The organism is Trinickia mobilis (assembly GCF_017315705.1).
Taxonomy (GTDB): domain Bacteria; phylum Pseudomonadota; class Gammaproteobacteria; order Burkholderiales; family Burkholderiaceae; genus Trinickia_A; species Trinickia_A mobilis.
In genome coordinates this window covers 253387-277474 of sequence record NZ_JAFLRF010000008.1, presented here as the reverse complement: position 1 = coordinate 277474, position 24088 = coordinate 253387, and the positions used below count along the sequence as shown (strand labels likewise).

Here is a 24088-nt window from a genome sequence, read left to right as displayed (position 1 = left end):
AACCGCCCGGTGCGGACCCGCACGCCGGGTGGTATGGCAGGGGCGCAGTCATATATGACTGCCCCCTATGCCGATTGTCGACCCGAGTTAGTGCTTCAGCAGTTACTCCGGCCCCATGCAGAGCGGCCGAGCTCGTGTGGCGGGAGTTGAGCGTTAGCCGTTCGGCCAGGCGTTCCGTTATCGCAAAGCGTTTACAATTGACGCCATGTTCAACGTGCTGCCCCAAGCCCTGTGTGACGATGCCGCGCATCGCGTCGTTCGTCGGCTCTTCAAGCAAGGAAGGCCCAGATGACCATTACACCCGCCGCATCTCCTGCCGCTGCTCTTTCGTCTGTGCCGCGTCGACGTTACGTGCAATGTGTCAGCCCGAGCGGGCTGCATCGCGTTGCGTACGCCGAGTGGGGCGATCCGGCGAATCCGCGCGTGCTCGTGTGCGTCCACGGGCTGACGCGTTCGGGCCGCGACTTCGACCGGGTGGCCGCGGCGCTTTCCGACGTCTATCGGGTCGTGTGTCCCGACGTGGCCGGCCGCGGCTTGTCCGATTGGCTCGGCAACCCGAATCAATACGTGGTGCCGCAATATGTCGCCGACATGGTGACCCTCATCGGGCGGCTCGACGTCGAGTCGGTCGACTGGTTCGGCACGTCGATGGGCGGACTGATCGGCCTCGGTCTCGCCGGCTTGCCCAATTCGCCGATCAGGAAGCTGCTGCTCAACGACATCGGTCCGCATATCGAGCCGGCGTCGCTCGAGCGCATCGGCGAATACCTCGGCAAGCCGGCGCGTTTCGCCACGAAACAGGAGGGGATCGACCACGCAGCAGCGCTTGCCGAGTCGTTCGGGCCGCTGACGCCGCAGGAATGGAGCGAGATCAACACGCCGCTCCTGCGCGAACGGGAGGACGGCGCGTGGGAGTTTCGCTACGACCCGCGCATCGCGGTGCCGTTCGCCGCGACGACGCCCGAACTGAGCGCGGCCGGCGAAGCTGCCTTATGGGGTTCGCTCGCGGCGGTCGCCGGGCCGGTGCTCGTCGTGCGCGGGGCGGAGTCGGACTTGCTGTCGCGTGAGACGGTCGCGCAAATGGTCGAGCGCGGGCAGGCGGTATCGAGCATCGAAATCGACGGCGTCGGTCACGCGCCGGCGTTCCTCGACGACGCGCAAATCGCGATTGCGCGCCGCTTCTTCGTCGGCAGCGCGTCATAATCTGGGGTTGGGCCGGACGACATGGCGATGTCCCCGCAGCCACTTTCGGCAAACGCTCACTCACTCACTCATTCATTCAGGACACTCCATGGCAGTCATTCGTCATCACGTCGGCGCGCGTCTTTCGGAAATCGCGATTCACAATGGCACGGTCTATCTCGCCGGCCAGATCGCGGACGATACGGAGCAGGACATCAACGGCCAGACGCGCGAAGTGCTCGGCCATATCGACCGCCTGCTCGCCGAGGCGCACAGCGACAAGTCGCTTCTGCTGTCGGTGCAGATCTATCTTTCGGACATGGCGCACTTCATCGGCATGAACGCCGAGTGGGACGCCTGGGTCGCGGCCGGCGCGACGCCGCCGCGTGCGACCGTCGAGGCGAAGCTCGCGAATCCGAATTGCCTCGTCGAAATCGTGGTCGTGGCCGCGCAGCGGGATTGATGCACGTTGAGTCCGAGTTTTTGCCTGCGTAGTCCTGCATGATGATTGCCGACACCGTTACTACCGAACCGAACCCGACGCCGTCGTTCGACGACGCGTTGGCGTTCGTGCGCGAGCACGCAGGCGACGTGCGGCTCTCGACCGGCGAGTTGCTTGCCGATCATGCAGCAGGAACGGCGGCGATCATGCGCACGCTGAACGTCGATCCGCCAGCCGTGCTCGCGGCCGCGCTGTTCGTGCTTACGCCGCATCTCGGCGATCCCGAGCATGTCATCGCCGAGCGTTTCGGCGAGGAGGTGGCGCAGCTCGTCGGCGATGTGCGCAAGCTGCTGCGTCTCGGCACGGTCAGCCTGCGTGCAGCGCAAAGCGCAGTGCCGGAAGCTGGGCGCGATGCGCAGGCCGCGCGCCGTGCGCAGATCGAGGCGCTGCGCAAGATGCTGCTCGCGTTCGCGCAGGACATCCGCGTCGTGCTGATCCGCCTCGCGTCGCGCTTGCAAACGCTGCGCTATTACGCGGCGGCGAAGCTGTCGCCGGGCCCCGACGTTGCCCGCGAAACGCTCGAAATCTACGCGCCGCTCGCGAACCGGCTCGGCATCTGGCAGTTGAAGTGGGAACTCGAGGACCTCGCGTTTCGCTTTGAAGATCCGGATACGTACAAGCGCATCGCGAAGCTGCTCGACGAAAAGCGCGTGGAGCGCCAGACCTATGTCGAGAGCGCGATCGAGCGCCTGCAGCAGGAACTTGCGGCCGCGAACATTCGCGCCGAGGTGAGCGGACGGCCCAAGCACATCTACAGCATCTGGCGCAAGATGCGCGGCAAGAAGCTCGATTTCGCCGAGCTCTACGATGTGCGCGCATTCCGGGTGATCGTGCCGGACATCAAGGATTGCTACACCGTGCTCGGCATCGTCCACAACTTGTGGCAGCCGATCCCGAAGGAATTCGACGACTACATCTCGCGGCCGAAGCCGAACGGCTATAAGTCGCTGCATACGGTGGTGATCGGCGACGACGGCCGCGCGTTCGAAGTGCAGATCCGCACGCAGGAGATGCATCAGTTCGCCGAATACGGTGTCGCCGCGCACTGGCGCTATAAGGAAGCCGGTGCGCGCGGCTATGCCGGCCAGGTCACCGCAAGCGAAAAATACGACGAGAAGATCGCGTGGCTGCGTCAGTTGCTCGCGTGGAAGGACGACGTTGCAGAGGGCGAGCCGGGCGCGAGCAAGCCGTGGGAGCAATTGCGCCAGGCGACGCTCGACGACGATCACATCTACGTGCTGACGCCGCAGGCGCGCGTGATCGCGTTGCCGCAAGGCGCTACGCCGGTCGATTTCGCGTATCACCTGCATAGCGAACTGGGGCACCGATGCCGCGGCGCGCGCGTCGACGGTGCGATGGTGCCGCTCAACACGCCGCTGCAAAATGGTCAGACGGTCGAGATCGTCGCCGTGAAGGAAGGCGGACCGTCGCGCGACTGGCTCAATCCGCAGCTCGGCTATCTGCAAAGCCACCGGGCGCGGCAGAAGGTGCGTGCGTGGTTCAACGCGATCGAATTGCAGGAGAACATCGCTGCCGGACGCGCATTGGTCGAAAAGACGCTGCAGCGCGAAGGCAGGACGTCGGTCAATCTCGATCAGCTTGCCGCGAAGCTCGGCTTCAAGGCGCCGGACGACCTATTCAACGTCGTCGGCAAGGAAGAGTTCAGTCTGCGCAATATCGAGCAGGCGCTCTCCGATGCGCCGCCGCCCGAGCCCGAAGTGGAGGTGCCCGAGCAGTTCGAGAAGCGCAGCAGCGGGGCGAGCGTCGCGCATGGGGCATCGGCGGGGGTGCTCGTCGTCGGCGTCGACGCGCTCCTGACTCAGCTCGCGCGCTGCTGCCGGCCGGCGCCGCCCGATGCGATCAGCGGCTTCGTCACGCGTGGCAAAGGCATGTCGATACACCGCAGCGATTGTGCGACGTTCCAGCGGATGGCCGCACGCGCACCCGAGCGCGTATTGGAGACGGCCTGGTCCGCCGAAGTGCTCGGCGGTCGTGGCTCTACGGTCTACCCGATCGATCTTGCGATCGAAGCGGTTGATCGCCAAGGCCTCTTGCGCGACATCTCCGAAGTCTTTGCTCGCGAGAAGATGAATGTGATCGGCGTGAAGACGATGAGCCGACGCAACGCGGCGTTCATGCAGTTCACGGTTGAAGTGTCGAATGCGGCGCAAGTGCAGCGCGCATGCACGCTGCTGGGCGAAGTGAGCGGGGTCGTGCGCGCGTCGCGCAAGTCGTGAGTGATCGTGATGTGCGGCGACGCTGCCATAACGCTCATCGAAGCAAGCCGCGGACAGCACGCAATAACATTTTTAATGTCGATGCATAAAAGTGCTTGCCAAGTGTTGATGGGGTCCATATAATTTCAGCTTCTTCAGGCTCGTAGCTCAGCTGGTTAGAGCACCACCTTGACATGGTGGGGGTCGTTGGTTCGAGTCCAATCGAGCCTACCAACGAAATCGAAGCTTTGGTTTGCCAGGGTTTCAAAGAAACGCAGAAAGCGCCTCGGCGCAAAAGGCGAATACGGTTATGACACCGCGAACGTTTACCGAAGTGACTTCGGAGCGACGCTAGTCGAGGACCTCTTTTGCCCTGTAGTTTGCTGAAAAGTGAATGCGGCCCCTCGAAAGCGGGGCCGCATTTTTTTTCGCCGTCATTGGGTCGCCTATTCGCTGTGAGTCGGCTGTTTGCTTGCTGATAGCGATTTGCTGTTATCAACACGCTGTTTCATGTGCCGCCTTGTGCGGGCATTTCGGAGAACGCAATGGTTTCGATACGTCTGCCTGACGGTTCGGTTCGACAGTACGATCATCCGGTGACGGTTGCCGAAGTCGCGGCTTCCATTGGCCCCGGGCTCGCGAAGGTCGCGCTCGGCGGCAAGCTCGATGGTGAACTGGTCGACACGTCGGCGCTGATCGATCGCGATGCAGCGCTCGCGATCGTCACTGAAAAGGATGCAGACGGGCTCGATATCATTCGCCATTCGACCGCGCACTTGCTTGCGTATGCGGTGAAAGATCTCTACCCGGAAGCGCAAGTGACGATCGGGCCGGTGATCGACAACGGCTTCTACTACGATTTCTCCTATCAGCGTCCCTTCACGCCGGAAGATCTCGAAAAGATCGAAAAGCGCATGCAGGAGCTCGCGAAGAAGGACGAGCCGGTGTCGCGCCGCGTCGTGTCGCGCGACGAAGCCGTCGACTATTTCAAGAGCATCGGCGAGAAGTACAAGGCCGAGATCATCGAATCGATTCCGGCCAGCGACGAAATCAAGCTCTACTCGCATGGCGGCTTCACCGATTTGTGCCGCGGCCCGCACGTGCCGTCCACCGGCAAGCTGAAGGTCTTCAAGCTGATGAAGGTCGCGGGCGCCTACTGGCGCGGCGATTCGAAGAACGAGCAGTTACAGCGTATCTACGGCACGGCCTGGACGAAGAAGGAAGACCAGGACGCCTATCTTCACATGCTCGAAGAGGCGGAAAAACGCGATCACCGCAAGCTAGGCAAGCAACTCGACCTGTTCCACATGCAGGACGAGTCGCCGGGCATGGTGTTCTGGCATCCGAAAGGCTGGTCGCTGTGGCAGCAGGTCGAGCAATACATGCGTCGCCGCGTCAATCACGACGGTTACCTCGAGATCAAGACGCCGATGATCATGGACCGCTCTCTGTGGGAGGCGTCAGGCCACTGGCAGAACTATCGTGAAAACATGTTCACGACCGAATCGGAAAAGCGTGATTACGCAATCAAGCCGATGAACTGTCCGGGGCACGTGCAGGTGTTCAAGCACGGCCTGCGCTCGTATCGCGATCTGCCGCTGCGCTACGCCGAGTTCGGCTCGTGCCATCGCAACGAAGCGTCGGGCGCGCTGCATGGATTAATGCGTGTGCGCGGCTTCGTGCAGGATGACGCGCACATCTTCTGTACCGAAGAGCAATTCATCGCTGAGTCGATCAAGTTCAATACGCTCGCGATGAGCGTCTACAAGGACTTCGGCTTCGACAATATCGACATCAAGCTGTCGCTGCGTCCCGAGCAGCGCGCGGGTACCGACGAGATCTGGGACCGTGCGGAACAAGGCCTGCGCGACGCGCTGACCGCCTGCGGCCTCCAATGGGAAGAGCTCGAGGGCGAGGGTGCGTTCTACGGTCCGAAAATTGAGTACCACATCAAGGATGCGCTCGGCCGTTCGTGGCAGTGCGGCACATTGCAGCTCGACATGGTGTTGCCGGAGCGGCTTGGCGCCGAATATGTCGCGGAGGACAACAGCCGTCGCCGGCCTGTGATGCTGCACCGGGCAATCGTCGGATCGATGGAGCGCTTCCTCGGGATTCTGATCGAGCACCATGCCGGTGCAATGCCGGCTTGGCTCGCGCCCGTGCAGGCCGTCGTGATGAATATCGCCGAAAGTCAGGCCGAATATGCTCAAATGCTGACCCAATCGTTGCAAAAACAAGGGGTTAGAGTCGAGGTTGATTTGCGCAACGAGAAAATTAGCTATAAAATACGCGAGCACACGCTGGAAAAAGTGCCGTATCTGCTTGTGGTCGGCGACAAGGAGCGTGATGCACAGACGGTAGCCGTGCGTGCCCGTGGCGGTGTGGATCTGGGCGTCATGCCGATCAACACCTTCGTTGAGCGCCTCCGTGAAGACGTAGAGGCGTTCAAGTAAGCCATCCGGCAGCGCGGCTAGTTTTTTTAATTTTTAGAGGAAACGTAACATCGCTACTGATAAGTCGTCGCATCGCATCAACGGTGAAATCACTGCACCTGAGGTGCGTCTGGTCGGAGTCGAGAACGAACCGCTCGGCATCGTGAAATTGGCCGAAGCTTTCCGTTTGTCGGAACAGCAGGACGTGGATCTGGTTGAAATCGCCCCGCAGGCGGTGCCGCCCGTTTGCCGTTTGATGGACTACGGCAAGTTCAAGTACCAGGAAGCGAAAAAGCAGCACGAGGCGAAGCTCAAGCAGAAGGTCATCCAGGTCAAGGAAGTGAAATTCCGCCCCGGCACGGATGACGGCGACTACAACGTCAAGCTGCGTAACCTCGTTCGCTTCCTCGAAGACGGCGACAAGACGAAAATCACGTTGCGTTTCCGTGGTCGCGAAATGGCTCACCAGGAAATCGGCATGCGCATGCTCGAGCGCTTGCGCACGGACCTTGACGAAGTCGGTCAGGTCGAGCAAATGCCGAAGATGGAAGGGCGTCAGATGATCATGGTGCTGGCCCCGAAAAAGAAGAAGTGATATGGCAGCGCGCCGGGCGGTGTGCGCCATGAGTTGCACAGAAGTGAACAGTAACTGGCAGGTTTCGGTAAAGAGCCCGAATTTCGGGCTCTTTACCTGAAAGGGCGGCGGCCGGCACGATCGGCTTGCCGTACACAAGTGGACTGGGTTTCGAAGGGCGGGTCAGGGGCTTTTAGCCGACCGCACACCCATCGCCATCTAATAAACTGGAGTTGTTCGTCATGCCTAAGATGAAGACCAAGAAGAGCGCTGCAAAGCGCTTCGTGGTGCGTCCGGGCGGTACCGTCAAGCGCGGTCAAGCCTTCAAGCGCCACATTCTTACCAAGAAAACCACCAAGAACAAGCGTCACCTGCGCGGCGCCACGGCAGTTCACGATTCCGATCTGAATTCCGTACGCGCGATGCTGCCGTTCGCCTAACCCTTAACCGATACTCATAGGAGCGAATCATGCCTCGAGTTAAACGTGGGGTTACCGCACGGGCCCGCCACAAGAAGATCATCAACCTTGCGAAGGGCTATCGCGGCCGTCGCAATAACGTCTACCGTATCGCCAAGCAGGCGGTCATGCGCGCTGGCCAATACGCCTACCGCGATCGCCGCAACAAGAAGCGTGTGTTCCGCGCACTGTGGATCACGCGCATCAACGCGGCGGTGCGTCAGCACGACATGACCTACAGCGTGTTCATCAACGGCCTGAAGAAGGCGTCGATTGAACTTGACCGCAAGGTGCTGGCTGATATGGCGGTGTTCGACAAGGTTGCTTTTGCTGCGATCGTGAAGCAGGTGAAAGCCGCCGTTGCAGCCTAATTGCGAAATTAGCACTGCGTGGTTCGTTGCAGCGAAGATCCGGTAGTCTCGGTGCCGCTGCAACAAAAACGGGGCTCCTCACCGAGCCCCTTTTTTGTTGGTAGAAACGAATTCGCATGTATTCGCTGCTCGGGTTTGCTGCTCGAGCGCAAGTGTCACTTTTCAATGACGTTGAAATGATGGGATCAATGGATCTGGACCAGATTGTCGCCGACGCGCAAAAAGCTTTCGAACACGCCTCCGATGTCACTGCGCTCGAAAACGAGAAGGCACGGTTTCTCGGCAAGTCGGGTGTATTGACCGAGCTGTTGAAGGGCCTTGGCAAGCTCGATCCCGACACGCGCAAGACCGAAGGCGCACGCATCAACGTCGCGAAGCAGCAGGTCGAGGCAGCGCTGACCGCGCGCCGTCGAGCGCTCGCGGATGCGCTCTTGAATCAGCGTCTCGCCGCGGAGGCGATCGACGTCACGCTGCCCGGCCGCGGCGCCGGTGCAGGCAGCCTGCATCCGGTGATGCGCACGTGGGAGCGCGTCGAGCAGATCTTCCGCTCGATCGGCTTCGACGTGGCCGATGGCCCCGAGATCGAAACCGACTGGTACAACTTCACCGCATTGAACAGCCCGGAAAACCACCCGGCGCGCTCGATGCAGGACACCTTCTACGTCGACGGCAAAGATGCCGACGGCCGACAATTGCTGTTGCGCACGCATACGAGCCCGATGCAGGTCCGCTATGCGCGCATGAACCGGCCGCCCATCAAGGTGATCGTGCCGGGACGGACCTACCGCGTCGATAGCGACGCAACGCATTCGCCGATGTTCAACCAGGTGGAAGGGCTCTGGATCGAAGAGAACATCAGCTTCGCAGACCTGAAGGGCGTCTATACCGACTTCCTCAAGAAATTCTTTGAGCGTGACGACATTCTCGTGCGCTTCCGTCCGTCGTACTTTCCGTTCACGGAGCCGTCCGCCGAAATCGACATGATGTTCGAAGAGGGCAAGAACGCCGGCAAGTGGCTCGAAATTTCGGGCTCCGGACAAGTGCATCCGAACGTGATTCGCAACATGGGCTTGGACCCGGAACGCTATATCGGCTTCGCGTTTGGCAGCGGCCTGGAGCGGCTCGCGATGTTGCGTTACGGCGTGCAGGACCTGCGGCTCTTCTTCGAAAACGATCTGCGCTTTCTGCGGCAGTTCGCCTAGTACGCGAATCGAGCGTGGCGCGAAGCGGGAGCTTTCGAGTGCGCCGCGAGCTGTGTTCCGGCATGTCCCGGCATCGAGCCGGACGTGGACATCACCCATTTCGAACGTAGACATCCATGCAATTCCCTGAATCCTGGCTGAGAACCTTTGTCGACCCGCAACTGACGACGGACGAACTGTCGCATGCGCTGACGATGGCGGGCCTCGAAGTCGAAGGTCTGCGGCCGGCTGCGCCGCCAACGTCGAAGATCGTCGTGGGCCGCGTGCTGGAAGTGGTCAAGCACCCCGATGCGGACAAGCTCAACGTGTGTCAGGTCGATGCGGGCACCGGCGCAACGCTGAACATCGTGTGCGGCGCGCCCAATGTGACGCCCGGCATCAAAGTGCCGGTCGCGCTGGTCGGTGCGCAACTGCCGCCGGCCGAAGAGGGGGGGGCGCCGTTCGCGATCAAGCTGTCGAAGCTGCGCGGCGTGGAGAGCCAGGGCATGCTGTGCTCGGCGCGGGAACTGAAGCTGTCCGAAGATCATAGCGGCCTCCTGATCCTGCCGGAAGATACGCCGATCGGCCAGGATATCCGCGAGACGCTGAACCTCGACGACACGATTTTCGAAATCAAGCTGACGCCGAACAAGGCCGATTGCCTGTCCGTGTTTGGCGTCGCGCGCGAGACGTCGGCGATTACCGGTACGCCGCTCAAGACGCCTGAATTCAAGCCAGCTGAAGTCACGCTCGACGAAACCTTGCCGGTCACGATCGCCGCGCCCGATCTGTGCGGCCGCTTTTCGGGCCGCGTGATCCGCGGCGTCAATGCGCGCGCGAAGACCCCGCAATGGATGGTCGAGCGCCTCGAGCGTTCGGGCCAGCGCAGCATTTCGGCGCTCGTCGATATTTCGAACTACGTGATGCTCGAGCTTGGCCGTCCGTCGCACGTGTTCGATCTCGACAAGATTCATGGCGCGATCGAAGTGCGCTGGGGCCGTCGTGGTGAGTCGCTGAAGCTCCTGAACGGCAACACGGTCGAGCTCGACGAAACCGTCGGCGTGGTCGCCGACGACCGCCATGTCGAAAGCCTCGCCGGCATCATGGGCGGCGACAGCACGGCCGTCTCGCTCGACACGACGAACATCTATCTGGAAGCCGCATTCTGGTGGCCGGACAGCATCCGCGGCCGCGCGCGCAAGTACAACTTCTCGACCGATGCCGCGCATCGCTTCGAGCGTGGCGTCGACTACGCGACGACCGTCGAGCACATCGAGCGCATCACGCAGCTGATTCTCGGCATCTGCGGCGGCAAGGCCGGCCCGGTCGACGATCAGACCGTCAACGTGCCGCAGCGCACGCCGGTGAAGATGCGCGTCGCGCGTGCGAACCGCATCATCGGCGTGCAGATCGGCGCTGACGAGATCGCGCAGATTTTCACGCGCCTCGGTCTCCAATTCGAACGCGACGGCGATACGTTCGCCGTGACGCCGCCGCCGTATCGCTTCGATATCGAAATCGAGGAAGACCTGATCGAAGAAGTCGCTCGCATCTACGGCTTCGAGAAGATTCCGGCGCGTCCTCCGGTCGCCGCGAGCGAGATGCGCGCAACCAACGAAACCCAGCGCTCGATCCACACGATCCGTCATGAGCTTGCCGCACGCGATTACGCCGAGACGGTGAACTTCAGCTTCGTCGACGCCGAGTGGGAGCAGGACTTCGCGGGTAACGACAACCCGGTGCGTCTGTTGAACCCGATTGCGAGCCAGCTTTCGGTGATGCGCACGACGTTGTTCGGCAGTCTCATCAACGTGCTGCGCCACAACCTGAATCGGCGCGCGGAACGTATTCGCGTGTTCGAAGCGGGGCGTGTGTTCTTGCACGATCCGTCGCTGAAGGCGGGTGAGCTTGCTGTCGAAGGCTATGCGCAGCCGAAGCGCGTCGGTGCGCTCGCGTATGGTCCGCTGGTCGAAGAGCAGTGGGGCACGTCGTCGCGCGTAGCCGATTTCTTCGACGTTAAGGGCGATCTCGAAGCGTTGATCGCACCGCGCGTCGCGCGCTTCGTCAAAGCCGAACATCCGGCGTTGCACCCGGGACGCAGCGCGAGCATCGAGCTCGATGGCCGCGCGGTGGGCTGGCTCGGCGAAATGCATCCGCGCTGGATGCAGAAGTACGATTTGCCGAATGCGCCGATCCTGTTCGAGATCGACGCCGACGCGCTGATCGAGCGCTCGCTGCCGACGCCGTCTGAGGTGTCGAAATTCCCGCCGGTGCGGCGCGATATCGCGGTTGTCGTGGACCAAAAAATCGAGGTTCAGGCGCTGCTCGACGAGATGCAAAAGGCGCTTTCCGAGGAAGCTTGCAAGTCTGTTCAGAGGGTTGCGCTTTTCGATGAATTTCGTGCAAAATCAAATACTTCTGGTGGGCCAGGAGCTCATGAGAAAAGCCTTGCGTTCCGCGTAACCTTGCAAGATACTGCAGGAACCCTACAGGATGAAACGGTGGATCTGGCCGTCAAAACCCTCGTGGATCGCTTGGCTCGAGTCTATGGCGCACGGTTGCGTGGATAAGCGCGGACGACATCTTACGGTTGCTCCTGCATTGTCTGGTATTCGTGTGACGCGCCATCAATTGATATGAACGAAATGAACTCGAGTGATTTCGAAGCCCTTCTTACGGCGCAGCGTAGCGCCATGATTCGCGACATTCCGACATCACCCGCCGGCGCTTCGACGGAAACGCCGACGCTGACCAAAGCCGAGCTGGCCGAGTTGCTGTTCGACAATGTCGGGCTCAACAAACGTGAAGCGAAGGACATGGTCGAGGCGTTCTTCGAGGTGATTCGCGACGCGCTGGAAAGCGGCGACAGCGTGAAGCTGTCCGGCTTCGGCAACTTTCAGTTGCGCGACAAGCCGCAGCGTCCCGGCCGCAACCCGAAGACCGGCGAGGCGATTCCGATCGCCGCGCGTCGTGTCGTGACGTTCCATGCAAGTCAAAAGTTGAAGGCGCTAGTCGAAAACGGCGCTGAAGAAGACTTCGCGCGCTGATACACGTGGCGCGTTTCCCGCGCAATTCACCACGACGGTTAACTGACGATGACAACGACGGTCGAAAAAGTCGTCTTGCCTCCGATTCCGGCGAAGCGCTACTTCACGATCGGTGAAGTCAGTGAACTGTGTGGCGTCAAGCCACATGTGTTGAGGTACTGGGAGCAGGAATTTACGCAGTTGCGTCCGGTGAAGCGCCGGGGGAACCGGCGCTACTATCAGCATCACGAAGTGCTGCTGATTCGGCGGATTCGTGAGTTGCTCTACGAGCAGGGATTCACGATCAACGGCGCGCGCAACCGTCTCGATTCGCATGGGTCGGTGGTCGACGAGCCTGCTGCGGCGGCTGCGCCGAGCGAGGCGCAGGTTGCGGAGGCGAGTGCGGCCGCTTCGCCGCCTGCGGCTGGGCCGGTCAACGTCGAGCAGTTGCGCAAGGATCTGCTGAGTGTGATCGATCTGTTGCGTCGCTAGTTTCGAGGCAATGGTTCTAATCTGCGGAAGTGTCTGTTATACTTTTGTGCTTTCGGGGCGTAGCGCAGCCTGGTAGCGTACCTGCATGGGGTGCAGGTGGTCGGAGGTTCAAATCCTCTCGCCCCGACCAGACGTAGTAAGGGTTAGCCGGTTAGTAGCCGCTAACCCTTTTTCTTTTTCTGAGCCGCGACCCCCACAACGACCCCCACAGACGCCCGACCCCCACACGGGCAGGCCCGTTGCAATCAATTGCAATGGCAGTAGGCCAATCGCACCGTATCGTCGGGCATTGCGGGCGCAGACGCACGTAGGCGAGGCTTTACAGGGGTTTATTAGCCTTTACTAACATATGCAACTAATGCGTATAATTGGCTAAACACGTATCGCACGAACGGCATCTACTGCCGTAACGCCTACGTCACAGATACCACACCGAGGAAGACATGAAAACTCGACAAAGCGGCATCGCGGTGTTTGCCGACGCCTTGGCGACGACGTTTTCGTTGTTCCCGCACGGGGACTACCGTACGGCCTACCCGCATAAGTCCGCCGCCAAGCGGATGGATGAGGCGTGGTCTCGCACGGGAAAGGACATGCGCTCAGCCCTGAACGGAGTCGTCCGCAAGCATGGCAGTGCCCGCTGAAAACAACGATAAAGGCGCAGATAGCGCTCGGAGCGCCAACAAGGCACCCGACGACATAGTTGAGGTCATTGAACCTAAGCTCGATCAAATCGTTGAGCGTAAAGTCCAGATTGCGATGCGTATGGAGTCGTATCGCGGCCCAATGCCCTCCCCCGAGTACATGGCAGAGTATGACAAGATCGTGCCCGGCTGCGCGCGCATGATCGTGGACGAATTCCAGGCGAACAGCAGGCATTCACGAGCCATGGACCTGCTTGGCATAAACGGCATGATACGGCGCGACACCCGCGCCCAGTGGATGGCATTCGTGCTGGTGCTGTTTGGGTTTGGCCTTATCTGGGAGTTGGCCTCCATCGGGAAGGAAAAATCAGCCATTGCCGTTGCGGGCGCGTTGCTGGTAGGTATAGCGACCGCATTCCTGACTGGTCACGGACCTTGGGGCGGTAGCAAAAAAGACGAACCCGAAGAGGACGAAAACCCGAAGCCTTCGGAGTAAATCGTCCCAGCGGGCCGCCATCCTCCACACGGCGCGTGCCAGCATGCGGCGTGCAATCAATTGCACGGTACTAGCATGGCCTCACGGTAGGTTTGCTGTTGCGCCAACCCTCGCGCGTCTACCCACTGGCAGTGGTAGACATACCCAACGTCTGTCTCTATCACGTCTGCCACTGTCATGTTGGCTGACCCCGACATCAGGCCGACAACATCTCCGATCCTAAATTTCGCTTCCATGCCGTTCTCCGTTGGTGAAGCGGCCGCACAATCACGGGCCGCGATGGAGATGATCTAGACATGAGCGCCGCACAGCGAGCGGGGTTCCGCCCGAAAACCTACAAGTTTCACTCCGATACGCGACTTGCTGCTTGTAATTGATAAGCACAACTACTGCCATCCGTTCGAACGGAGAATCCCCGCTTGGGACTTATGATGACGTACTCCGCCCGCCACGGAATCGAGAAATGAAACTTCTTTTTATCGTTGGGACCATTGCGTTGTTCCCCGCCTTTACAGGCGTGTACGCGGCCCGCCTATGGCACCAAGCCAGCAAGATAGACGTGATTCCAACATATGCGCTGTACGGCCAGATAGAACCGGTGGGCGACGCCAGCAGCAGCGCAGCAGATTGGATAGACGGGCTTTTGCGCGCCAGCCAGGAGAGTTCGAACTTAAATCGGAAAGCTGCTCTGTGGACTGCGATTTCTGTAGGGTTGGGCGCGATAACAACCGTCATTAGCGCAGCGCTTCCCTTGTTCCTACACCTGTGAGCCCGATTCGCTGTGCCGTCAATTTCAGCGACCGTCAAAGCCAGCCCAGTTCAAGCATGGCGCTGTCGATCACTTGCTCATACTGGGGCGGGCAGGGCTTCTGCCGCTCGCCAACGCGGCGCGAATTCACGCGCAGGCCGTTTTTTTCCTTTCTGTCGGCTATCCAGCAAGACTGCATGACCCGCCCGGCCTTTGCCCGCACGTACTCCTGTAGCGCCTTGTAGGTCTTCTTGGTGGTTCTTGTCTTCATGGTGGTTCTCCTTGGGAAGTGAGGCAATCGTACCCAAGCGCATCGTGCAAACGCCAGCGGAAAGTAGTTGCTCGTAGTTGCTCGCCCGCTTGGCGGCCCGCGCCTGCTATGATCATCGCGGATTGCGCGAGCGACCACATGGCGACGAGAAAAGCAGAGCCAGCGGAATTCCAGTCCGTTGATATGGGGGCAAACATGCATAGCGCCGAAGAAGCAAAACGCATGATCTATTCCGAGATTACTGGCTCCGATCAGGACGCTGCCTCTGCTTTCTTGGCGCGGTACGGCAAGCAGTCTGAGCGGTTCGCCGAACTGATGGCGCAAGCAATGATCGACTGGGAAGCCCTTATCGCCAAGGCGGAGCACAACGAGAAAATCGGATTGGTTGCGAACCTCGTGTACTGCGCAATCACGCTTCATATCCAGTCAATGAAGCTGTTTCTGTCCGGGCATATCATCGCGGCTGGCAACCTTTCGAGGCAAGTAACCGAAGCCATAGCAACCGCACTACTCAGTTCCGGCAAAACGCTACCTGTTCTAGACAGATTTGTAGAAGATAAATATTCGACGCAGAAGGCCGTGGCGGAAGTTCAAAAACAGCGGAAGATACTTGGCCTTAAAAAAGACGGTGTAAATGCGCTTGCCCATTCAGAGAAGTTTTATCATCGCTATAGTCACCTCACTTTAATGACCATAGGCGCGATGACTTCCTTCAAAGAACCAGGATTCTACATTGGCGCATCATTCGATGAAGGAAAGACTGAACAGTACGATAAGGAAATAGCGAGCCGCATTGGCCTTGCCGAAGTGTTCCCGAACTTCGTTGCCGCTGTAGAGGCGAACATTGCGAAATGGTAGAGCGTATCCGCACAGAAGATGCGCGGAGAGCGGACAAATCCTCGTATAAATGCCACCGAGTCGGAAATGCACCCAAACGCCATCGACAGTGTCAGACGCCACGTAGCTGGCATCCTCCAAAACTGTGTCATCGAAGCCGGATGGCCCGAATTCCGGTCGTACTACGCGCACCTCGAATCGCTAGGCACTGAGCTAATAAAACACAAAAAAGAATGGATCGACATCGATGACGTTTACAACATTTTCTTTACGCTGACTTACGATAAGTTAGCGACCCAATTCAAATCCCCTAACGATCAAAGCGGGCTGCTAAAGGTTCTACTCGGTGAAGCTGGCATTGAGGCCCTCACGGAATATCTGACAGACTTCTACTGTCGGATTCCCTTCGCCTACGACATATACCTTAAGACCCCCGAGGGCAACATCATCTTCCCATCGCTACAACTGTCGCAAAGCTTCGCGCTCGCATCGTTCTCGAAAGACGACGATATCCCATGGGGTCCAGATCTTTACGGTGGCGGATTATTATTATCTGCAATGAGCGATCCCTCTCGCTTCCACAAGCCGAAGGCTTACTTCAAATCCTCGATATCAGGGTATTGTAGGAACAGCCATAGGAACCAAACCGTCCGTCGTGCCCTAACGAACTTCAAAATTGCAATCTTCCAGGCGTTGTACGCAGAAATAATTCATATATCTAATCGCCGACCTGCCACCCTCGGATTGCTAGGTGGTCTAACACATCATTCTGTCGAAAAGCACTATCTAGAGTGCATTGAAAAGCATCCGACCGCCCCCCGAATTATTCGCGTCGAACTTCCTTTTGACCTAAGTCTGTTTCTTGGCAGCCTTGAGCTCAACGAAACCAACAATTCCCCGCTTAATCAAATTAGCGCCGACCAGCACGCGCATGTCATCGGAGGAATTTTCAAAGCCGCATCCGCATTAATAGATAGCCGTAACGAAAACGCAGGCCGCATAAAATCCGCAATCGAGTGGTGTGTTGATTCCTACACAACAGAAAACAGTACGATATCATTCCTGCAAATCTGCATCGCATTGGAAGCGATTTTTGGTGATGAAAATGGTCGTGAGGGTTTAACAAAAACACTCGCCGATCGATGCGCCTACCTGATCGGTACGTCAATAGTAGATAGAAAGATGATACGGGAGAACTTTGAGGAACTGTACCGGGTACGATCAAAGCTCGTCCACGGAAGTGTCGCATCGCTCAGTCTCGATGAGCGAAAGTACCTGGAATGGGGACGAGGAATCGCAAAACAATCAATTCAAAAGGAGATTATGAACCTCAGGCTGATTTAGCGAGATATAAGCGGGTTTGCGCGAAAAAAGCTGTAGTTTTGAAAACTCAGTGAGATTCGCCTAGGCATCTCGCAAGTCTGAATGAGCATGACCTGACTGACAACGTCTAGCAGTAACCCGCGCCCGCCTCGGACGCGGTTTTTAGCCCGCCTTAGTTGCGGGCTTTTTTGTGCCCTCTGCAATTAATCGTACTGTGTCACAGTCCTGGCTAGTAACATCCAAGTTGCTTTCAATGCCGCTGCTAGATTGGCAATTGCACTCAATTGCAATTCAGGGTCAGATTTGACAATAAACGCGATTGCGCTATATCGCCCGTTTCTCTCGTCGGACTATTTGACGTTAATACGGTTGCGTTATAAAGATGTTGATCTTAATGGGCGGTAATCTATAATTGAATTGTCGGGGCGGCACCCCGTGACATGCGAATCAATGGCGACGACCCCGGGAGTAATCTGATAGGGGCTTGTCCAGGGTAAATCGGTTTGGGTCCACCATTCCCACGCAAAACCGGTTTATCTGGCCAGCCAGCCCGAGCCCCTATCCGATCACTCCCGGGGTTTTTTGTTGGGCAAAAAAAACCCCGGACCAAGGAGCCGGGGCTATATCACCGTTGGACCTACAACGGTTGGGGTTTCGCAAATCAATTATATGCGGACTCCCTCATAAGTTCAATTGAAATAATGCTTGGGGTTTTCGCATGAGCGATTTATCCACTGCTGCTGGCGCCACGACACAGGCGCACGCCGACCTGTTTACTTCTCCCGCGATTCCGAATTGGACGGCGGCAGAAAATCAAGCCGCAATAGCGCGGAAACCTAAAAAGCGGCCCATTCCCTTGCCTGTGCGCGATACGCGCCGGTTTTTGCGATGTTGATGACTTGGCGGCCTGTAATTTCAACGGTATAGCCGCCATGATGGTGAATACCATCCGTTTCCTGACGCTGGAAGCCGAGCACCCATCGAGGCAAAAGGACTACCACGGGAATCAGGTGACTTTCTTCAGCCGCGCCATGTGGGCGGCGCACTTCGGCATGCCGCCTGAAAAAATCCAGATTATCCGCACTGCCGTGCGTGACATGCTGGCAAGCGGCCTAGTCATCGAAAGCAGAGGATGGTTCAACGGTAACGAGTGCTGCGCCTACCGCATGGTCGCTACGTTGGTTAAATCTAACCAACCCCTGGTTAGTTCTAACCAACCGCTGGTTAAAACTAACCAGCCCATTACAGAGAGTTCTCTTAAGAGTTCAAGAGATGAGGATAGAACCTGCTCGCATGAACCAAGCGAGCAACACCTGACGGCTAACCCTAAGTCAAAACCCGCAGGGGAAGGGATAGTGAAGAAAACTAGAAACAGTAGAAGGGGTGTTAGAAAAGAATCCGAGAATGAGAATGCGTCGCATTCCTCACTATCCGAAGTCGTGTGCATCTTCGAATCCCTGACCGGCCAAGTCATCGAGGACGAGAAGCACCGCGAGAACCTCACCCGCGCCAATGGCCCGGTATTCGAGGAGTACGGTTTCAAATGGGCGCACGTGGAGCGCTGGATACTCGATGACCATTGGTCGGAGTTCGTGCTTTCCGTTGATCCTCTCGACTATGGATCGGACAGCCTAAAGCACCCCAACGCCGCCTATCTGGCGTCTCACGCGCTGGAGGCCGCGCGCCTGTATCAGAAGAAGCACGCGGCGCCCCCAGCACCCGCCAAGCCGACCAATCCTCAGACTACAGCCTGCAATCAATTGCAAACGGCACCCGCGCCGATCCTGGCCCCCGCCACCGCGCCCGAACCGAAGGCGCCCGCCGCCCCTGCGCTACCGGCCCATGAGGACAAGGAAGATCTACACGCATGGGCGTTGTCATTAGCGGGGGCCAACAAAGCCAAGCAACCGCCCGTGGCACCCGCACAGCAACCAGCGGGCGCGTGGCCTGAATACCAACCGAAGTTTTAGCCGAAGGAGCATTAGCGAGACCCGGAATCGCACCCCATTTATATGGTAGTCCTACGTAGTGATCCATCAAGGAGCTAAGCAAATGACCGTCTGTTTTCTGATCACTGGACGAACGAGCCACCGCCGCACCCAATGCAGGCCAACACAAGGAGTGAGACATGCGGACCATAGAAAGCCCGAAGGACGGCCCGGCTACAGCCGCCGATACGAACACCTTACCCGGCGCCCTCGAAGCCACCAGCGGGCCGCCTCGCTTGCCACCGGGGGTAATCTGCCGACTCGTTAGCGCAGCGGGAAGCCACGGCGGCTACTTGTATGCGGGAGACCCGGCCCCGCGCTTCGCCCCGATGGACCTTGATCGAATCCGCGAAGGCGCGCACCAATGGACGCGAGAGCAACGAGAACGACAAGAAAAGGCACGAAACGAGGCGAAAAAATAATAAATCGAAAATACGTGTATGGACCGGATCGAAATCGCACTCCTACCATTAACTAGGGGTGCGAATTTTTTTCGATATTTTGTGCGTTAGGTATTCCACAATCAAAAAGTTTTTGCGATGCTGTCTCTAACGTAAGCGCAAGGCGAGAGCAAGCCGTGTCATCAAATACTCCGCTCAATTCGATTGGCCGTGTAGTCCACAGCATTGCCGTGGAAATTGGCACGCTGCGCCAGAACGCAGACCCGCAGGCTCGCGCTGTGCTGTTGGAATTGATCGACGCTGAGCAACGGCTTATCGGCTCGCTCTCGATGCTCCAACGCGCGCAAACGAATCGCCAACTTCTCGATGAGGATGACGCATGACCAGCGATGAATTTAGGGCAATCCAGCGCCGCGCTGGCGTGTGGGTGGGCCACGAAGATAAGCCAGTTGTTATGGCGCGGGCGGATGGCATGAAGGTGATTGAGCGCGGCGCGGGATTCGATAAGTACGGCTTGCGCAAGGTCACGATGGAAGATATCAGCGGGCGCCGGTTTGTCGAATTCGAGGCAGCACCGAGCGCGGGTATGCGTTGGCTCAGCGAGTGGAAGGCGCCCGGCAAACGGATGTTGGCTATTGGCTCCGACCCTGAGCAAGTCCGCAAGAACGCAGCTTGGAAACTGCAAGCCGAAGCCGACATTGCCGAGGCACTGATCGAAGCGCACCGCAAGGGGCAGATATGAGCAAGCCGGATTATTCAGACCTCAATCGCAGAATGAACGAAGGGCTTCGGCTGTTGCAATACTCTAAGCCCGAGCATGCGGCTATCGCCAGCGAGTACCGGGACGCCTATGAGGCTATGAGCGGACGACTGCCGCGCGGCCCGTTCGATGAGGAAAGCCCGGCGCAGTATCGGCTATCGCTGATTGATGCCTTGAAACCGTTGACCCCCTACGCGCGGATGGACTTTAGCCCAGTCGCCTATGCCCCGAAGGAATTGGCAAAGTTCGGCCAGAGGGTCATTAGCGAGGCAATGAAGGAGATGGGTAAGGGGCCGTTGCGCCAGATCACGCGATACGACCAGGTAGGCCGCGAGAGTCATGAATTTGTTGGCTCGATGAATTCATGGCTGGGTCAATTCAAGGCGCAACCCATGGGGTATGGCCTTCTTGATCCTACGACGGGGCGCCCGCACCGGATTTAAGACATGGACGCTACCGACGATCTTTCAGGTGTAGTTGTCGTCACCGTGGACGTGCCCGCGTTGCGCCGCGCCGTGGGGGACGGATTGGTATCGGTAGACGATGCCGAAAAGTTTCTCGCAACGCACGCCGCGAAGATCACGAAGGTCCTTAGCGATGGCCGGGTTCCGTTCAAAATCGTCACTGTTTGCTTGCGCGGTGACGTGCCAGAGCCCGACTTGGGGTAAGCCATGGGCACCGAGCACGTTACCGAAGGGTGTAAGCGCTGCGCGCGATGCGGGGAAGTGTTGCCATTCGCTGCATTCGCGAAGCTTTCGGCAGCGCTCGATGGCCGCCAAGGTTGGTGCAAGCAGTGTTTCGTCGCTTATCGAAGCGAGCACCGGGCCGAACTGACGGCAAAAGCGAAGCGCCATAGCCAAACCCCGGAACGAGTCGAGTATCGGCGGGCCTATTGCCGCGCCCGCGCCGCTATCGACCGTGCAAAAGCGGAAGCCGATCCGCAGTTTGCCGAGCAACGGCGCGCAAAGTGGCGCGAGCATGCGCGGCGCCGGGCAGAGCGCATCCGGCTCAGGCGAGCCGCCGAGAAGGCAGCAGCAGCGCTGCAATCAATTGCAATTCCTAATCATTTGACGAGCGCCGAAAATGAGTCCTGAAGCCTTCGATGGCCTGCCGAATAGCCTCTCGATGAATTTGAATTGCCCCGCGCCAAAACTGCCGTTGAAGCAGGCGGGCCGTGATTGGGCTTCGAGCTTGCGGGACCAGCATATTAGCGACGTAAGCGAAGGTCTCGCGCACCTTAGCTCCATGTTTTCTGCTATCGCTGAAGTGCGGGCGAGCGGCGAAGGGTTGGACCAGTTGAACGCCGAGCATGCCTTGTGGACGCGGGCCGAGAAGATGATTGCTCGCGTGATCGAGCTTGCGCCCCGCAATCCAGAGTTCATACATATGCAACGGCAGATTGCGGCAGCACGTGATGAAGTCATGGCCCGCGTGACCCTCATCGTTGGTGCGGTGCTGAAACAGATGGGGAAGCTATGAACCATCAAATTGGCGAGATGGCCGAGGCTCGCGCCCTGCTTGCGGAGATCTTCAAACTGAGGGAAGGCCCCCGCGACCTGGATCAACTTCGCGCCGAGCTTGCTAAGTGCGAAAAACTCGATGATTTGTTTCGGTCCATGCATCGACTCTATGGGCACCCCGAGATTTTGCAGCACTCAGTTTCTTTGTTTCAGCACATGGAAGACCTACGCGGGAAGATCGAGCACGCCGAATACGTCGAATCGCTTAAAGAGGAGGAGGGGAATGCAGATTAACCGAGATGAAGGTATGCGCGACGTTACCGCCTTGCTCAAGGGCCTTCGGGTTGATCTTCCGATCACACTTGAAAAGCTGGCCTTTGTGGCAGGGCGCATGCACGAAGCAGGTTTGATCTTGGAAGGGTTGGCGGAAGCCTTCCCCGATGACCGCGAGATTATGCAGTGGCTTGATGACGTGGCATCGTGCCAAGTCGGAACATTTGAAGCCGCGAAAGTAGTCGCAGCACAGGAACTAGCCGCCGCTGGCGGGGTTTTGCACTGAAGATCGGGGCGGGGGCGGGAGCCAGCAAGGGAGCAGAGAAGGGTAGACACCGTCCGAAAAATACACCTCGAAACTAGGCCCAAACTAGCCCGAATCGAGCCAAAAATTGCGGGCCGCGAAGCGGTGCAAAGAGAATTTGAGCGCAAAGCTAGATAGAAGCAGGACCAAGAAAGTAGGATTGTGGATCGAATAACAGGATAGACACCCCACACCAAGGAACCCTTGTTGAACATCATTGAAAGGTGGGGAGATGGAAACGCAGGAAAAGCCTAAGAAGAAGCGCCTGAACATAGAGGCGAAGATTTACGTGACGAAGGCACTAGCCCGGTTTGAAAAACCGACCGCCCTTTCGCGCGCCGTCCAAAAAATTTTCGGCATCGAGGTGAGCCCTTCGGCCATCGCTGGGTATGACCCAACGGTATCGAACGGCAACGCCAAGTTGGGTCATCGCCTGCGCGATATGTTCTTTGCCGAGCGCAAGCGCTTTCTCAACGAGATTGAAGCCTTGCCGATGGCACACAAGGCCGTGCGCTTGCAACGCCTCGATGACCAGTACACAGCAGCGGTAGAAGCCAACCGCATCAAGGATGCTATCAACGCCGTCAACGTGGCGAGCAACGAAATGCAGCACGTGGAAGTGGTGGAGTTGATGAAGCGTCAGCAGATGCCCGGCCCCGGAAACGGCGGGAGCAAGTAACCATGGCGATACGCTCGATGCCTGTCAGGGAGTTTCTACGGCTTCAGCAGGAATACATGGACACCTTTGGTCCGATGGTGATCGAGGTTGTAGGAGGATGGCCGCCCGAAAATCAGCCCGACCCCCCGCCCACGCATACCTACAAGCTTCCGAGTGGACGGGAATGGACTGTGATCGGTGGTCTACCCGATTGGCCGCTCGCCGAACCCGTACCCGATGGCTATGACGTGAATGCAGGCGGGTTGATTCATGCGCGTGGCGCCCCTGACGATGGCCCCGCCTACGATCTCGATAACCCTTTCGCGCCCGCATCGGTGGCCGCGATTCTACAAAATGTTCAGGGGTCTCCCGATGACCCTTTACAGGATGTTGAGTCCGAGGACTGACGCACCCGCCGAGGCACCCCCAAATCTCCCACAGGGATAGTGTTCTCCAGAGCAAAGTCGCCTTTACGTAGGTTTTGCTCCGAGCAAATTGGAAAAAATCCGCTTTTAGATAGGTTTCACCTCTATACATAGGAGTCCTTTATGAGCACCGCATTTATCACCGGCAACCCGCCGACCCTGCAACAGATCAAGACCGGCGCCGGAACCCTGCAAGGCATCACGGTTCCCCAACCCGTTGGATCGGTGGGCGGCGCCGCCGCACTCGATGTTTCGTTCTATGACTCGGCGACTAATGCACCTTTGGTGTTGACCGGCAACCCGATAGCATCGGTGAAGACAGCCAACGGCTTCGCCAACTTTCCGTTGAACGCCAGCTTTACCAATGGCTTGGTGGCCGTGCTGCGCTCTACCAGTACCGTTCAAGTCACCTACGCGTGACCCATGGCCGAGCGCATGCACTACCTGCAACAGCGTCCCTTTCTGTTTGAGGGGGCGCCCGTCGCGCCTTGGGTTCAAGGGTTCGGCCAATCCCTTCCACCGAAGGACGCACCCGCCGAGGACGCGCCCCAACGCCTGAAGACCTGCAACACGTGCGGGCAGTTGCTACCGCTCGATAGCTTCCAAAAGACTCCATATAGCGGCGGGGACGGCCATCTAAATCAGTGCAAGGCGTGCCTCAAGATGGGAAAGCGTGTGCGCGGGGCCACGAAACGAGCCCTCAAGCGCGACAGCAAGGCGCCACAGCAAACCCCGCCCCCCGCCGTGCGGCCTATCGTTGCCGCTACGCTGGCCGCCGTCCAAACCATTGCCACCACGTGGCGCGCCTCGCTTGAACCTGTCAGGGAATCCCATGTGCTCGATTGGGCGGCCCGCATGGGTAAGTGGGAATTCTCGCCCATGCCGGATAGCTGCAAGCCGAAGAAGAAGCGGCGGGGCCACGCCAAGGGCTTGTTGGGTAGCCAATGGAACAACCGCATACACCTGTTCGGCCAGCTTAACCGCGCGTCAGTCATCAACCCCAAGCGGGACACTCCCGCCGCCTGATTGCAATCAATTGCAATCCTTGTCTGATGAATGAGGGCGC

The 24088-nt window shown here is 58.6% G+C and carries 31 protein-coding genes and 2 tRNA genes; 31 read left to right on the top strand and 2 right to left on the bottom strand.

Translation table 11 applies throughout. The annotated features are described in order from the left end of the window. The first annotated feature begins 288 nt into the window (after positions 1 to 288). The 15 genes from J3489_RS14245 (at position 289) to J3489_RS14175 (ending at position 13574) form a co-directional block, all read left to right on the top strand. A complete protein-coding gene (locus J3489_RS14245) occupies positions 289 to 1203 on the top strand; it encodes an alpha/beta fold hydrolase (RefSeq protein ID WP_206999013.1) in 915 nt (304 codons plus the stop codon). An 88-nt stretch (positions 1204 to 1291) separates the two neighbouring features. After that, positions 1292 to 1645 (top strand): RidA family protein, encoded by a 354-nt coding sequence (locus J3489_RS14240; protein WP_206999011.1) that lies wholly within the window; start codon positions 1292 to 1294, stop codon positions 1643 to 1645. A 41-nt stretch (positions 1646 to 1686) separates the two neighbouring features. Next, entirely contained in the window at positions 1687 to 3921 is a 2235-nt protein-coding gene (locus J3489_RS14235; protein WP_206999043.1) for a RelA/SpoT family protein, read from the top strand. 136 nt (positions 3922 to 4057) lie between these two features. Continuing rightward, positions 4058 to 4134 (top strand) — tRNA-Val (locus J3489_RS14230). Between the two features lie 311 nt (positions 4135 to 4445). Then, positions 4446 to 6353, top strand: a complete 1908-nt coding sequence (gene thrS / locus J3489_RS14225; protein WP_206999009.1) for a threonine--tRNA ligase — start codon at positions 4446 to 4448, stop codon at positions 6351 to 6353. Positions 6354 to 6402: 49 nt separating this feature from the next. Further along, positions 6403 to 6927 (top strand): translation initiation factor IF-3, encoded by a 525-nt coding sequence (gene infC, locus J3489_RS14220; RefSeq protein ID WP_136898272.1) that lies wholly within the window; start codon positions 6403 to 6405, stop codon positions 6925 to 6927. 221 nt (positions 6928 to 7148) lie between these two features. Continuing rightward, on the top strand, positions 7149 to 7346 hold the full coding sequence (rpmI, locus tag J3489_RS14215; protein ID WP_004191477.1) for a 50S ribosomal protein L35: 198 nt from the start codon (positions 7149 to 7151) through the stop codon (positions 7344 to 7346). A 29-nt stretch (positions 7347 to 7375) separates the two neighbouring features. Continuing rightward, positions 7376 to 7735 carry a 50S ribosomal protein L20 gene (gene rplT, locus J3489_RS14210; protein WP_206999007.1) on the top strand — a complete coding sequence of 120 codons (360 nt, stop codon included), beginning with the start codon at positions 7376 to 7378 and terminating at the stop codon, positions 7733 to 7735. A 188-nt stretch (positions 7736 to 7923) separates the two neighbouring features. After that, entirely contained in the window at positions 7924 to 8937 is a 1014-nt protein-coding gene (gene pheS, locus J3489_RS14205; RefSeq protein WP_206999041.1) for a phenylalanine--tRNA ligase subunit alpha, read from the top strand. Positions 8938 to 9053: 116 nt separating this feature from the next. Next, entirely contained in the window at positions 9054 to 11486 is a 2433-nt protein-coding gene (pheT, locus tag J3489_RS14200; protein WP_206999005.1) for a phenylalanine--tRNA ligase subunit beta, read from the top strand. 66 nt (positions 11487 to 11552) lie between these two features. After that, entirely contained in the window at positions 11553 to 11963 is a 411-nt protein-coding gene (locus J3489_RS14195; protein ID WP_206999003.1) for an integration host factor subunit alpha, read from the top strand. A 48-nt stretch (positions 11964 to 12011) separates the two neighbouring features. Beyond that, positions 12012 to 12434, top strand: a complete 423-nt coding sequence (locus tag J3489_RS14190) for a MerR family transcriptional regulator (RefSeq protein WP_206999001.1) — start codon at positions 12012 to 12014, stop codon at positions 12432 to 12434. Positions 12435 to 12487: 53 nt separating this feature from the next. Next, positions 12488 to 12564: transfer RNA gene (locus J3489_RS14185), tRNA-Pro, on the top strand. Between the two features lie 313 nt (positions 12565 to 12877). After that, on the top strand, positions 12878 to 13078 hold the full coding sequence (locus J3489_RS14180) for a hypothetical protein (RefSeq protein WP_206999000.1): 201 nt from the start codon (positions 12878 to 12880) through the stop codon (positions 13076 to 13078). Next, entirely contained in the window at positions 13062 to 13574 is a 513-nt protein-coding gene (locus J3489_RS14175; protein WP_242540009.1) for a DUF2335 domain-containing protein, read from the top strand. Before J3489_RS14180 ends, J3489_RS14175 begins: the two co-directional genes overlap by 17 nt. Positions 13575 to 13630: 56 nt before the next feature. Here the strand turns inward: J3489_RS14175 and J3489_RS38825 are convergent, their stop codons facing one another. After that, positions 13631 to 13810, bottom strand: a complete 180-nt coding sequence (locus tag J3489_RS38825) for a DUF2158 domain-containing protein (protein WP_206998999.1) — start codon at positions 13808 to 13810, stop codon at positions 13631 to 13633. 227 nt (positions 13811 to 14037) lie between these two features. On the opposite strand from J3489_RS38825, the gene J3489_RS14165 reads away from it, so the two are divergent. Further along, on the top strand, positions 14038 to 14343 hold the full coding sequence (locus J3489_RS14165; RefSeq protein WP_206998998.1) for a hypothetical protein: 306 nt from the start codon (positions 14038 to 14040) through the stop codon (positions 14341 to 14343). 34 nt (positions 14344 to 14377) lie between these two features. Here the strand turns inward: J3489_RS14165 and J3489_RS14160 are convergent, their stop codons facing one another. Further along, entirely contained in the window at positions 14378 to 14593 is a 216-nt protein-coding gene (locus J3489_RS14160; protein ID WP_206998997.1) for a hypothetical protein, read from the bottom strand. 138 nt (positions 14594 to 14731) lie between these two features. Between J3489_RS14160 and J3489_RS14155 the strand changes: the two genes are divergently transcribed. The 15 genes from J3489_RS14155 to J3489_RS14085 all read left to right on the top strand — a co-directional run bounded on the left by J3489_RS14155 (position 14732) and on the right by J3489_RS14085 (position 24048). Next, positions 14732 to 15451, top strand: a complete 720-nt coding sequence (locus tag J3489_RS14155) for a hypothetical protein (protein WP_206998996.1) — start codon at positions 14732 to 14734, stop codon at positions 15449 to 15451. A 66-nt stretch (positions 15452 to 15517) separates the two neighbouring features. Beyond that, on the top strand, positions 15518 to 16774 hold the full coding sequence (locus J3489_RS14150; protein WP_206998995.1) for a HEPN domain-containing protein: 1257 nt from the start codon (positions 15518 to 15520) through the stop codon (positions 16772 to 16774). A 911-nt stretch (positions 16775 to 17685) separates the two neighbouring features. Further along, positions 17686 to 18723, top strand: coding sequence for a hypothetical protein (locus J3489_RS14145; protein WP_206998994.1), 1038 nt, complete (start codon positions 17686 to 17688; stop codon positions 18721 to 18723). Between the two features lie 649 nt (positions 18724 to 19372). Then, on the top strand, positions 19373 to 19525 hold the full coding sequence (locus tag J3489_RS14140; RefSeq protein WP_206998993.1) for a hypothetical protein: 153 nt from the start codon (positions 19373 to 19375) through the stop codon (positions 19523 to 19525). Beyond that, positions 19522 to 19884 carry a hypothetical protein gene (locus J3489_RS14135; RefSeq protein WP_206998992.1) on the top strand — a complete coding sequence of 121 codons (363 nt, stop codon included), beginning with the start codon at positions 19522 to 19524 and terminating at the stop codon, positions 19882 to 19884. Before J3489_RS14140 ends, J3489_RS14135 begins: the two co-directional genes overlap by 4 nt. Continuing rightward, positions 19881 to 20345 (top strand): hypothetical protein, encoded by a 465-nt coding sequence (locus J3489_RS14130; protein ID WP_206998990.1) that lies wholly within the window; start codon positions 19881 to 19883, stop codon positions 20343 to 20345. Before J3489_RS14135 ends, J3489_RS14130 begins: the two co-directional genes overlap by 4 nt. Positions 20346 to 20348: 3 nt before the next feature. Then, the gene (locus tag J3489_RS14125; protein ID WP_206998988.1) at positions 20349 to 20570 is read left to right on the top strand and encodes a hypothetical protein; all 222 of its coding nucleotides are present in this window, start codon (positions 20349 to 20351) and stop codon (positions 20568 to 20570) included. A 3-nt stretch (positions 20571 to 20573) separates the two neighbouring features. Then, positions 20574 to 20996, top strand: a complete 423-nt coding sequence (locus J3489_RS14120) for a hypothetical protein (protein ID WP_206998986.1) — start codon at positions 20574 to 20576, stop codon at positions 20994 to 20996. Further along, positions 20986 to 21381 (top strand): hypothetical protein, encoded by a 396-nt coding sequence (locus J3489_RS14115; protein ID WP_206998984.1) that lies wholly within the window; start codon positions 20986 to 20988, stop codon positions 21379 to 21381. Before J3489_RS14120 ends, J3489_RS14115 begins: the two co-directional genes overlap by 11 nt. Beyond that, on the top strand, positions 21378 to 21656 hold the full coding sequence (locus J3489_RS14110; protein ID WP_206998982.1) for a hypothetical protein: 279 nt from the start codon (positions 21378 to 21380) through the stop codon (positions 21654 to 21656). The genes J3489_RS14115 and J3489_RS14110 overlap by 4 nt, the downstream gene beginning before the upstream one ends. Next, positions 21646 to 21921 carry a hypothetical protein gene (locus J3489_RS14105; RefSeq protein WP_206998981.1) on the top strand — a complete coding sequence of 92 codons (276 nt, stop codon included), beginning with the start codon at positions 21646 to 21648 and terminating at the stop codon, positions 21919 to 21921. The genes J3489_RS14110 and J3489_RS14105 overlap by 11 nt, the downstream gene beginning before the upstream one ends. A gap of 250 nt (positions 21922 to 22171) precedes the next feature. Next, positions 22172 to 22618, top strand: a complete 447-nt coding sequence (locus J3489_RS14100; protein ID WP_206998979.1) for a DUF2280 domain-containing protein — start codon at positions 22172 to 22174, stop codon at positions 22616 to 22618. A gap of 2 nt (positions 22619 to 22620) precedes the next feature. After that, complete coding sequence (locus tag J3489_RS14095) at positions 22621 to 23004, top strand: hypothetical protein (protein WP_206998977.1); 384 nt, start codon at positions 22621 to 22623, stop codon at positions 23002 to 23004. Between the two features lie 141 nt (positions 23005 to 23145). Beyond that, positions 23146 to 23442: a hypothetical protein gene (locus tag J3489_RS14090; RefSeq protein ID WP_206998975.1), complete on the top strand. Its 297-nt coding sequence runs from the start codon at positions 23146 to 23148 to the stop codon at positions 23440 to 23442. 3 nt (positions 23443 to 23445) lie between these two features. Next, positions 23446 to 24048, top strand: coding sequence for a hypothetical protein (locus J3489_RS14085; protein WP_206998973.1), 603 nt, complete (start codon positions 23446 to 23448; stop codon positions 24046 to 24048). Positions 24049 to 24088 lie beyond the last annotated feature (40 nt).

Excerpts from the sequence above, each read along its gene's own strand:
- J3489_RS14245 (WP_206999013.1), top strand. The coding sequence starts at position 289 with ATGACCATTACACCCGCCGCATCTCCTGCCGCTGCTCTTTCGTCTGTG.
- J3489_RS14240 (WP_206999011.1), top strand. The coding sequence starts at position 1,292 with ATGGCAGTCATTCGTCATCACGTCGGCGCGCGTCTTTCGGAAATCGCG.
- J3489_RS14235 (WP_206999043.1), top strand. The coding sequence starts at position 1,687 with ATGATTGCCGACACCGTTACTACCGAACCGAACCCGACGCCGTCGTTC.
- thrS (WP_206999009.1), top strand. The coding sequence starts at position 4,446 with ATGGTTTCGATACGTCTGCCTGACGGTTCGGTTCGACAGTACGATCAT.
- rpmI (WP_004191477.1), top strand. The coding sequence starts at position 7,149 with ATGCCTAAGATGAAGACCAAGAAGAGCGCTGCAAAGCGCTTCGTGGTG.
- rplT (WP_206999007.1), top strand. The coding sequence starts at position 7,376 with ATGCCTCGAGTTAAACGTGGGGTTACCGCACGGGCCCGCCACAAGAAG.
- pheS (WP_206999041.1), top strand. The coding sequence starts at position 7,924 with ATGGATCTGGACCAGATTGTCGCCGACGCGCAAAAAGCTTTCGAACAC.
- pheT (WP_206999005.1), top strand. The coding sequence starts at position 9,054 with ATGCAATTCCCTGAATCCTGGCTGAGAACCTTTGTCGACCCGCAACTG.
- J3489_RS14195 (WP_206999003.1), top strand. The coding sequence starts at position 11,553 with ATGAACGAAATGAACTCGAGTGATTTCGAAGCCCTTCTTACGGCGCAG.
- J3489_RS14190 (WP_206999001.1), top strand. The coding sequence starts at position 12,012 with ATGACAACGACGGTCGAAAAAGTCGTCTTGCCTCCGATTCCGGCGAAG.
- J3489_RS14180 (WP_206999000.1), top strand. The coding sequence starts at position 12,878 with ATGAAAACTCGACAAAGCGGCATCGCGGTGTTTGCCGACGCCTTGGCG.
- J3489_RS14175 (WP_242540009.1), top strand. The coding sequence starts at position 13,062 with ATGGCAGTGCCCGCTGAAAACAACGATAAAGGCGCAGATAGCGCTCGG.
- J3489_RS38825 (WP_206998999.1), bottom strand. The coding sequence starts at position 13,810 with ATGGAAGCGAAATTTAGGATCGGAGATGTTGTCGGCCTGATGTCGGGG.
- J3489_RS14165 (WP_206998998.1), top strand. The coding sequence starts at position 14,038 with ATGAAACTTCTTTTTATCGTTGGGACCATTGCGTTGTTCCCCGCCTTT.
- J3489_RS14160 (WP_206998997.1), bottom strand. The coding sequence starts at position 14,593 with ATGAAGACAAGAACCACCAAGAAGACCTACAAGGCGCTACAGGAGTAC.
- J3489_RS14155 (WP_206998996.1), top strand. The coding sequence starts at position 14,732 with ATGGCGACGAGAAAAGCAGAGCCAGCGGAATTCCAGTCCGTTGATATG.
- J3489_RS14150 (WP_206998995.1), top strand. The coding sequence starts at position 15,518 with ATGCACCCAAACGCCATCGACAGTGTCAGACGCCACGTAGCTGGCATC.
- J3489_RS14145 (WP_206998994.1), top strand. The coding sequence starts at position 17,686 with ATGATGGTGAATACCATCCGTTTCCTGACGCTGGAAGCCGAGCACCCA.
- J3489_RS14135 (WP_206998992.1), top strand. The coding sequence starts at position 19,522 with ATGACCAGCGATGAATTTAGGGCAATCCAGCGCCGCGCTGGCGTGTGG.
- J3489_RS14130 (WP_206998990.1), top strand. The coding sequence starts at position 19,881 with ATGAGCAAGCCGGATTATTCAGACCTCAATCGCAGAATGAACGAAGGG.
- J3489_RS14125 (WP_206998988.1), top strand. The coding sequence starts at position 20,349 with ATGGACGCTACCGACGATCTTTCAGGTGTAGTTGTCGTCACCGTGGAC.
- J3489_RS14120 (WP_206998986.1), top strand. The coding sequence starts at position 20,574 with ATGGGCACCGAGCACGTTACCGAAGGGTGTAAGCGCTGCGCGCGATGC.
- J3489_RS14115 (WP_206998984.1), top strand. The coding sequence starts at position 20,986 with ATGAGTCCTGAAGCCTTCGATGGCCTGCCGAATAGCCTCTCGATGAAT.
- J3489_RS14110 (WP_206998982.1), top strand. The coding sequence starts at position 21,378 with ATGAACCATCAAATTGGCGAGATGGCCGAGGCTCGCGCCCTGCTTGCG.
- J3489_RS14105 (WP_206998981.1), top strand. The coding sequence starts at position 21,646 with ATGCAGATTAACCGAGATGAAGGTATGCGCGACGTTACCGCCTTGCTC.
- J3489_RS14100 (WP_206998979.1), top strand. The coding sequence starts at position 22,172 with ATGGAAACGCAGGAAAAGCCTAAGAAGAAGCGCCTGAACATAGAGGCG.
- J3489_RS14095 (WP_206998977.1), top strand. The coding sequence starts at position 22,621 with ATGGCGATACGCTCGATGCCTGTCAGGGAGTTTCTACGGCTTCAGCAG.
- J3489_RS14090 (WP_206998975.1), top strand. The coding sequence starts at position 23,146 with ATGAGCACCGCATTTATCACCGGCAACCCGCCGACCCTGCAACAGATC.
- J3489_RS14085 (WP_206998973.1), top strand. The coding sequence starts at position 23,446 with ATGGCCGAGCGCATGCACTACCTGCAACAGCGTCCCTTTCTGTTTGAG.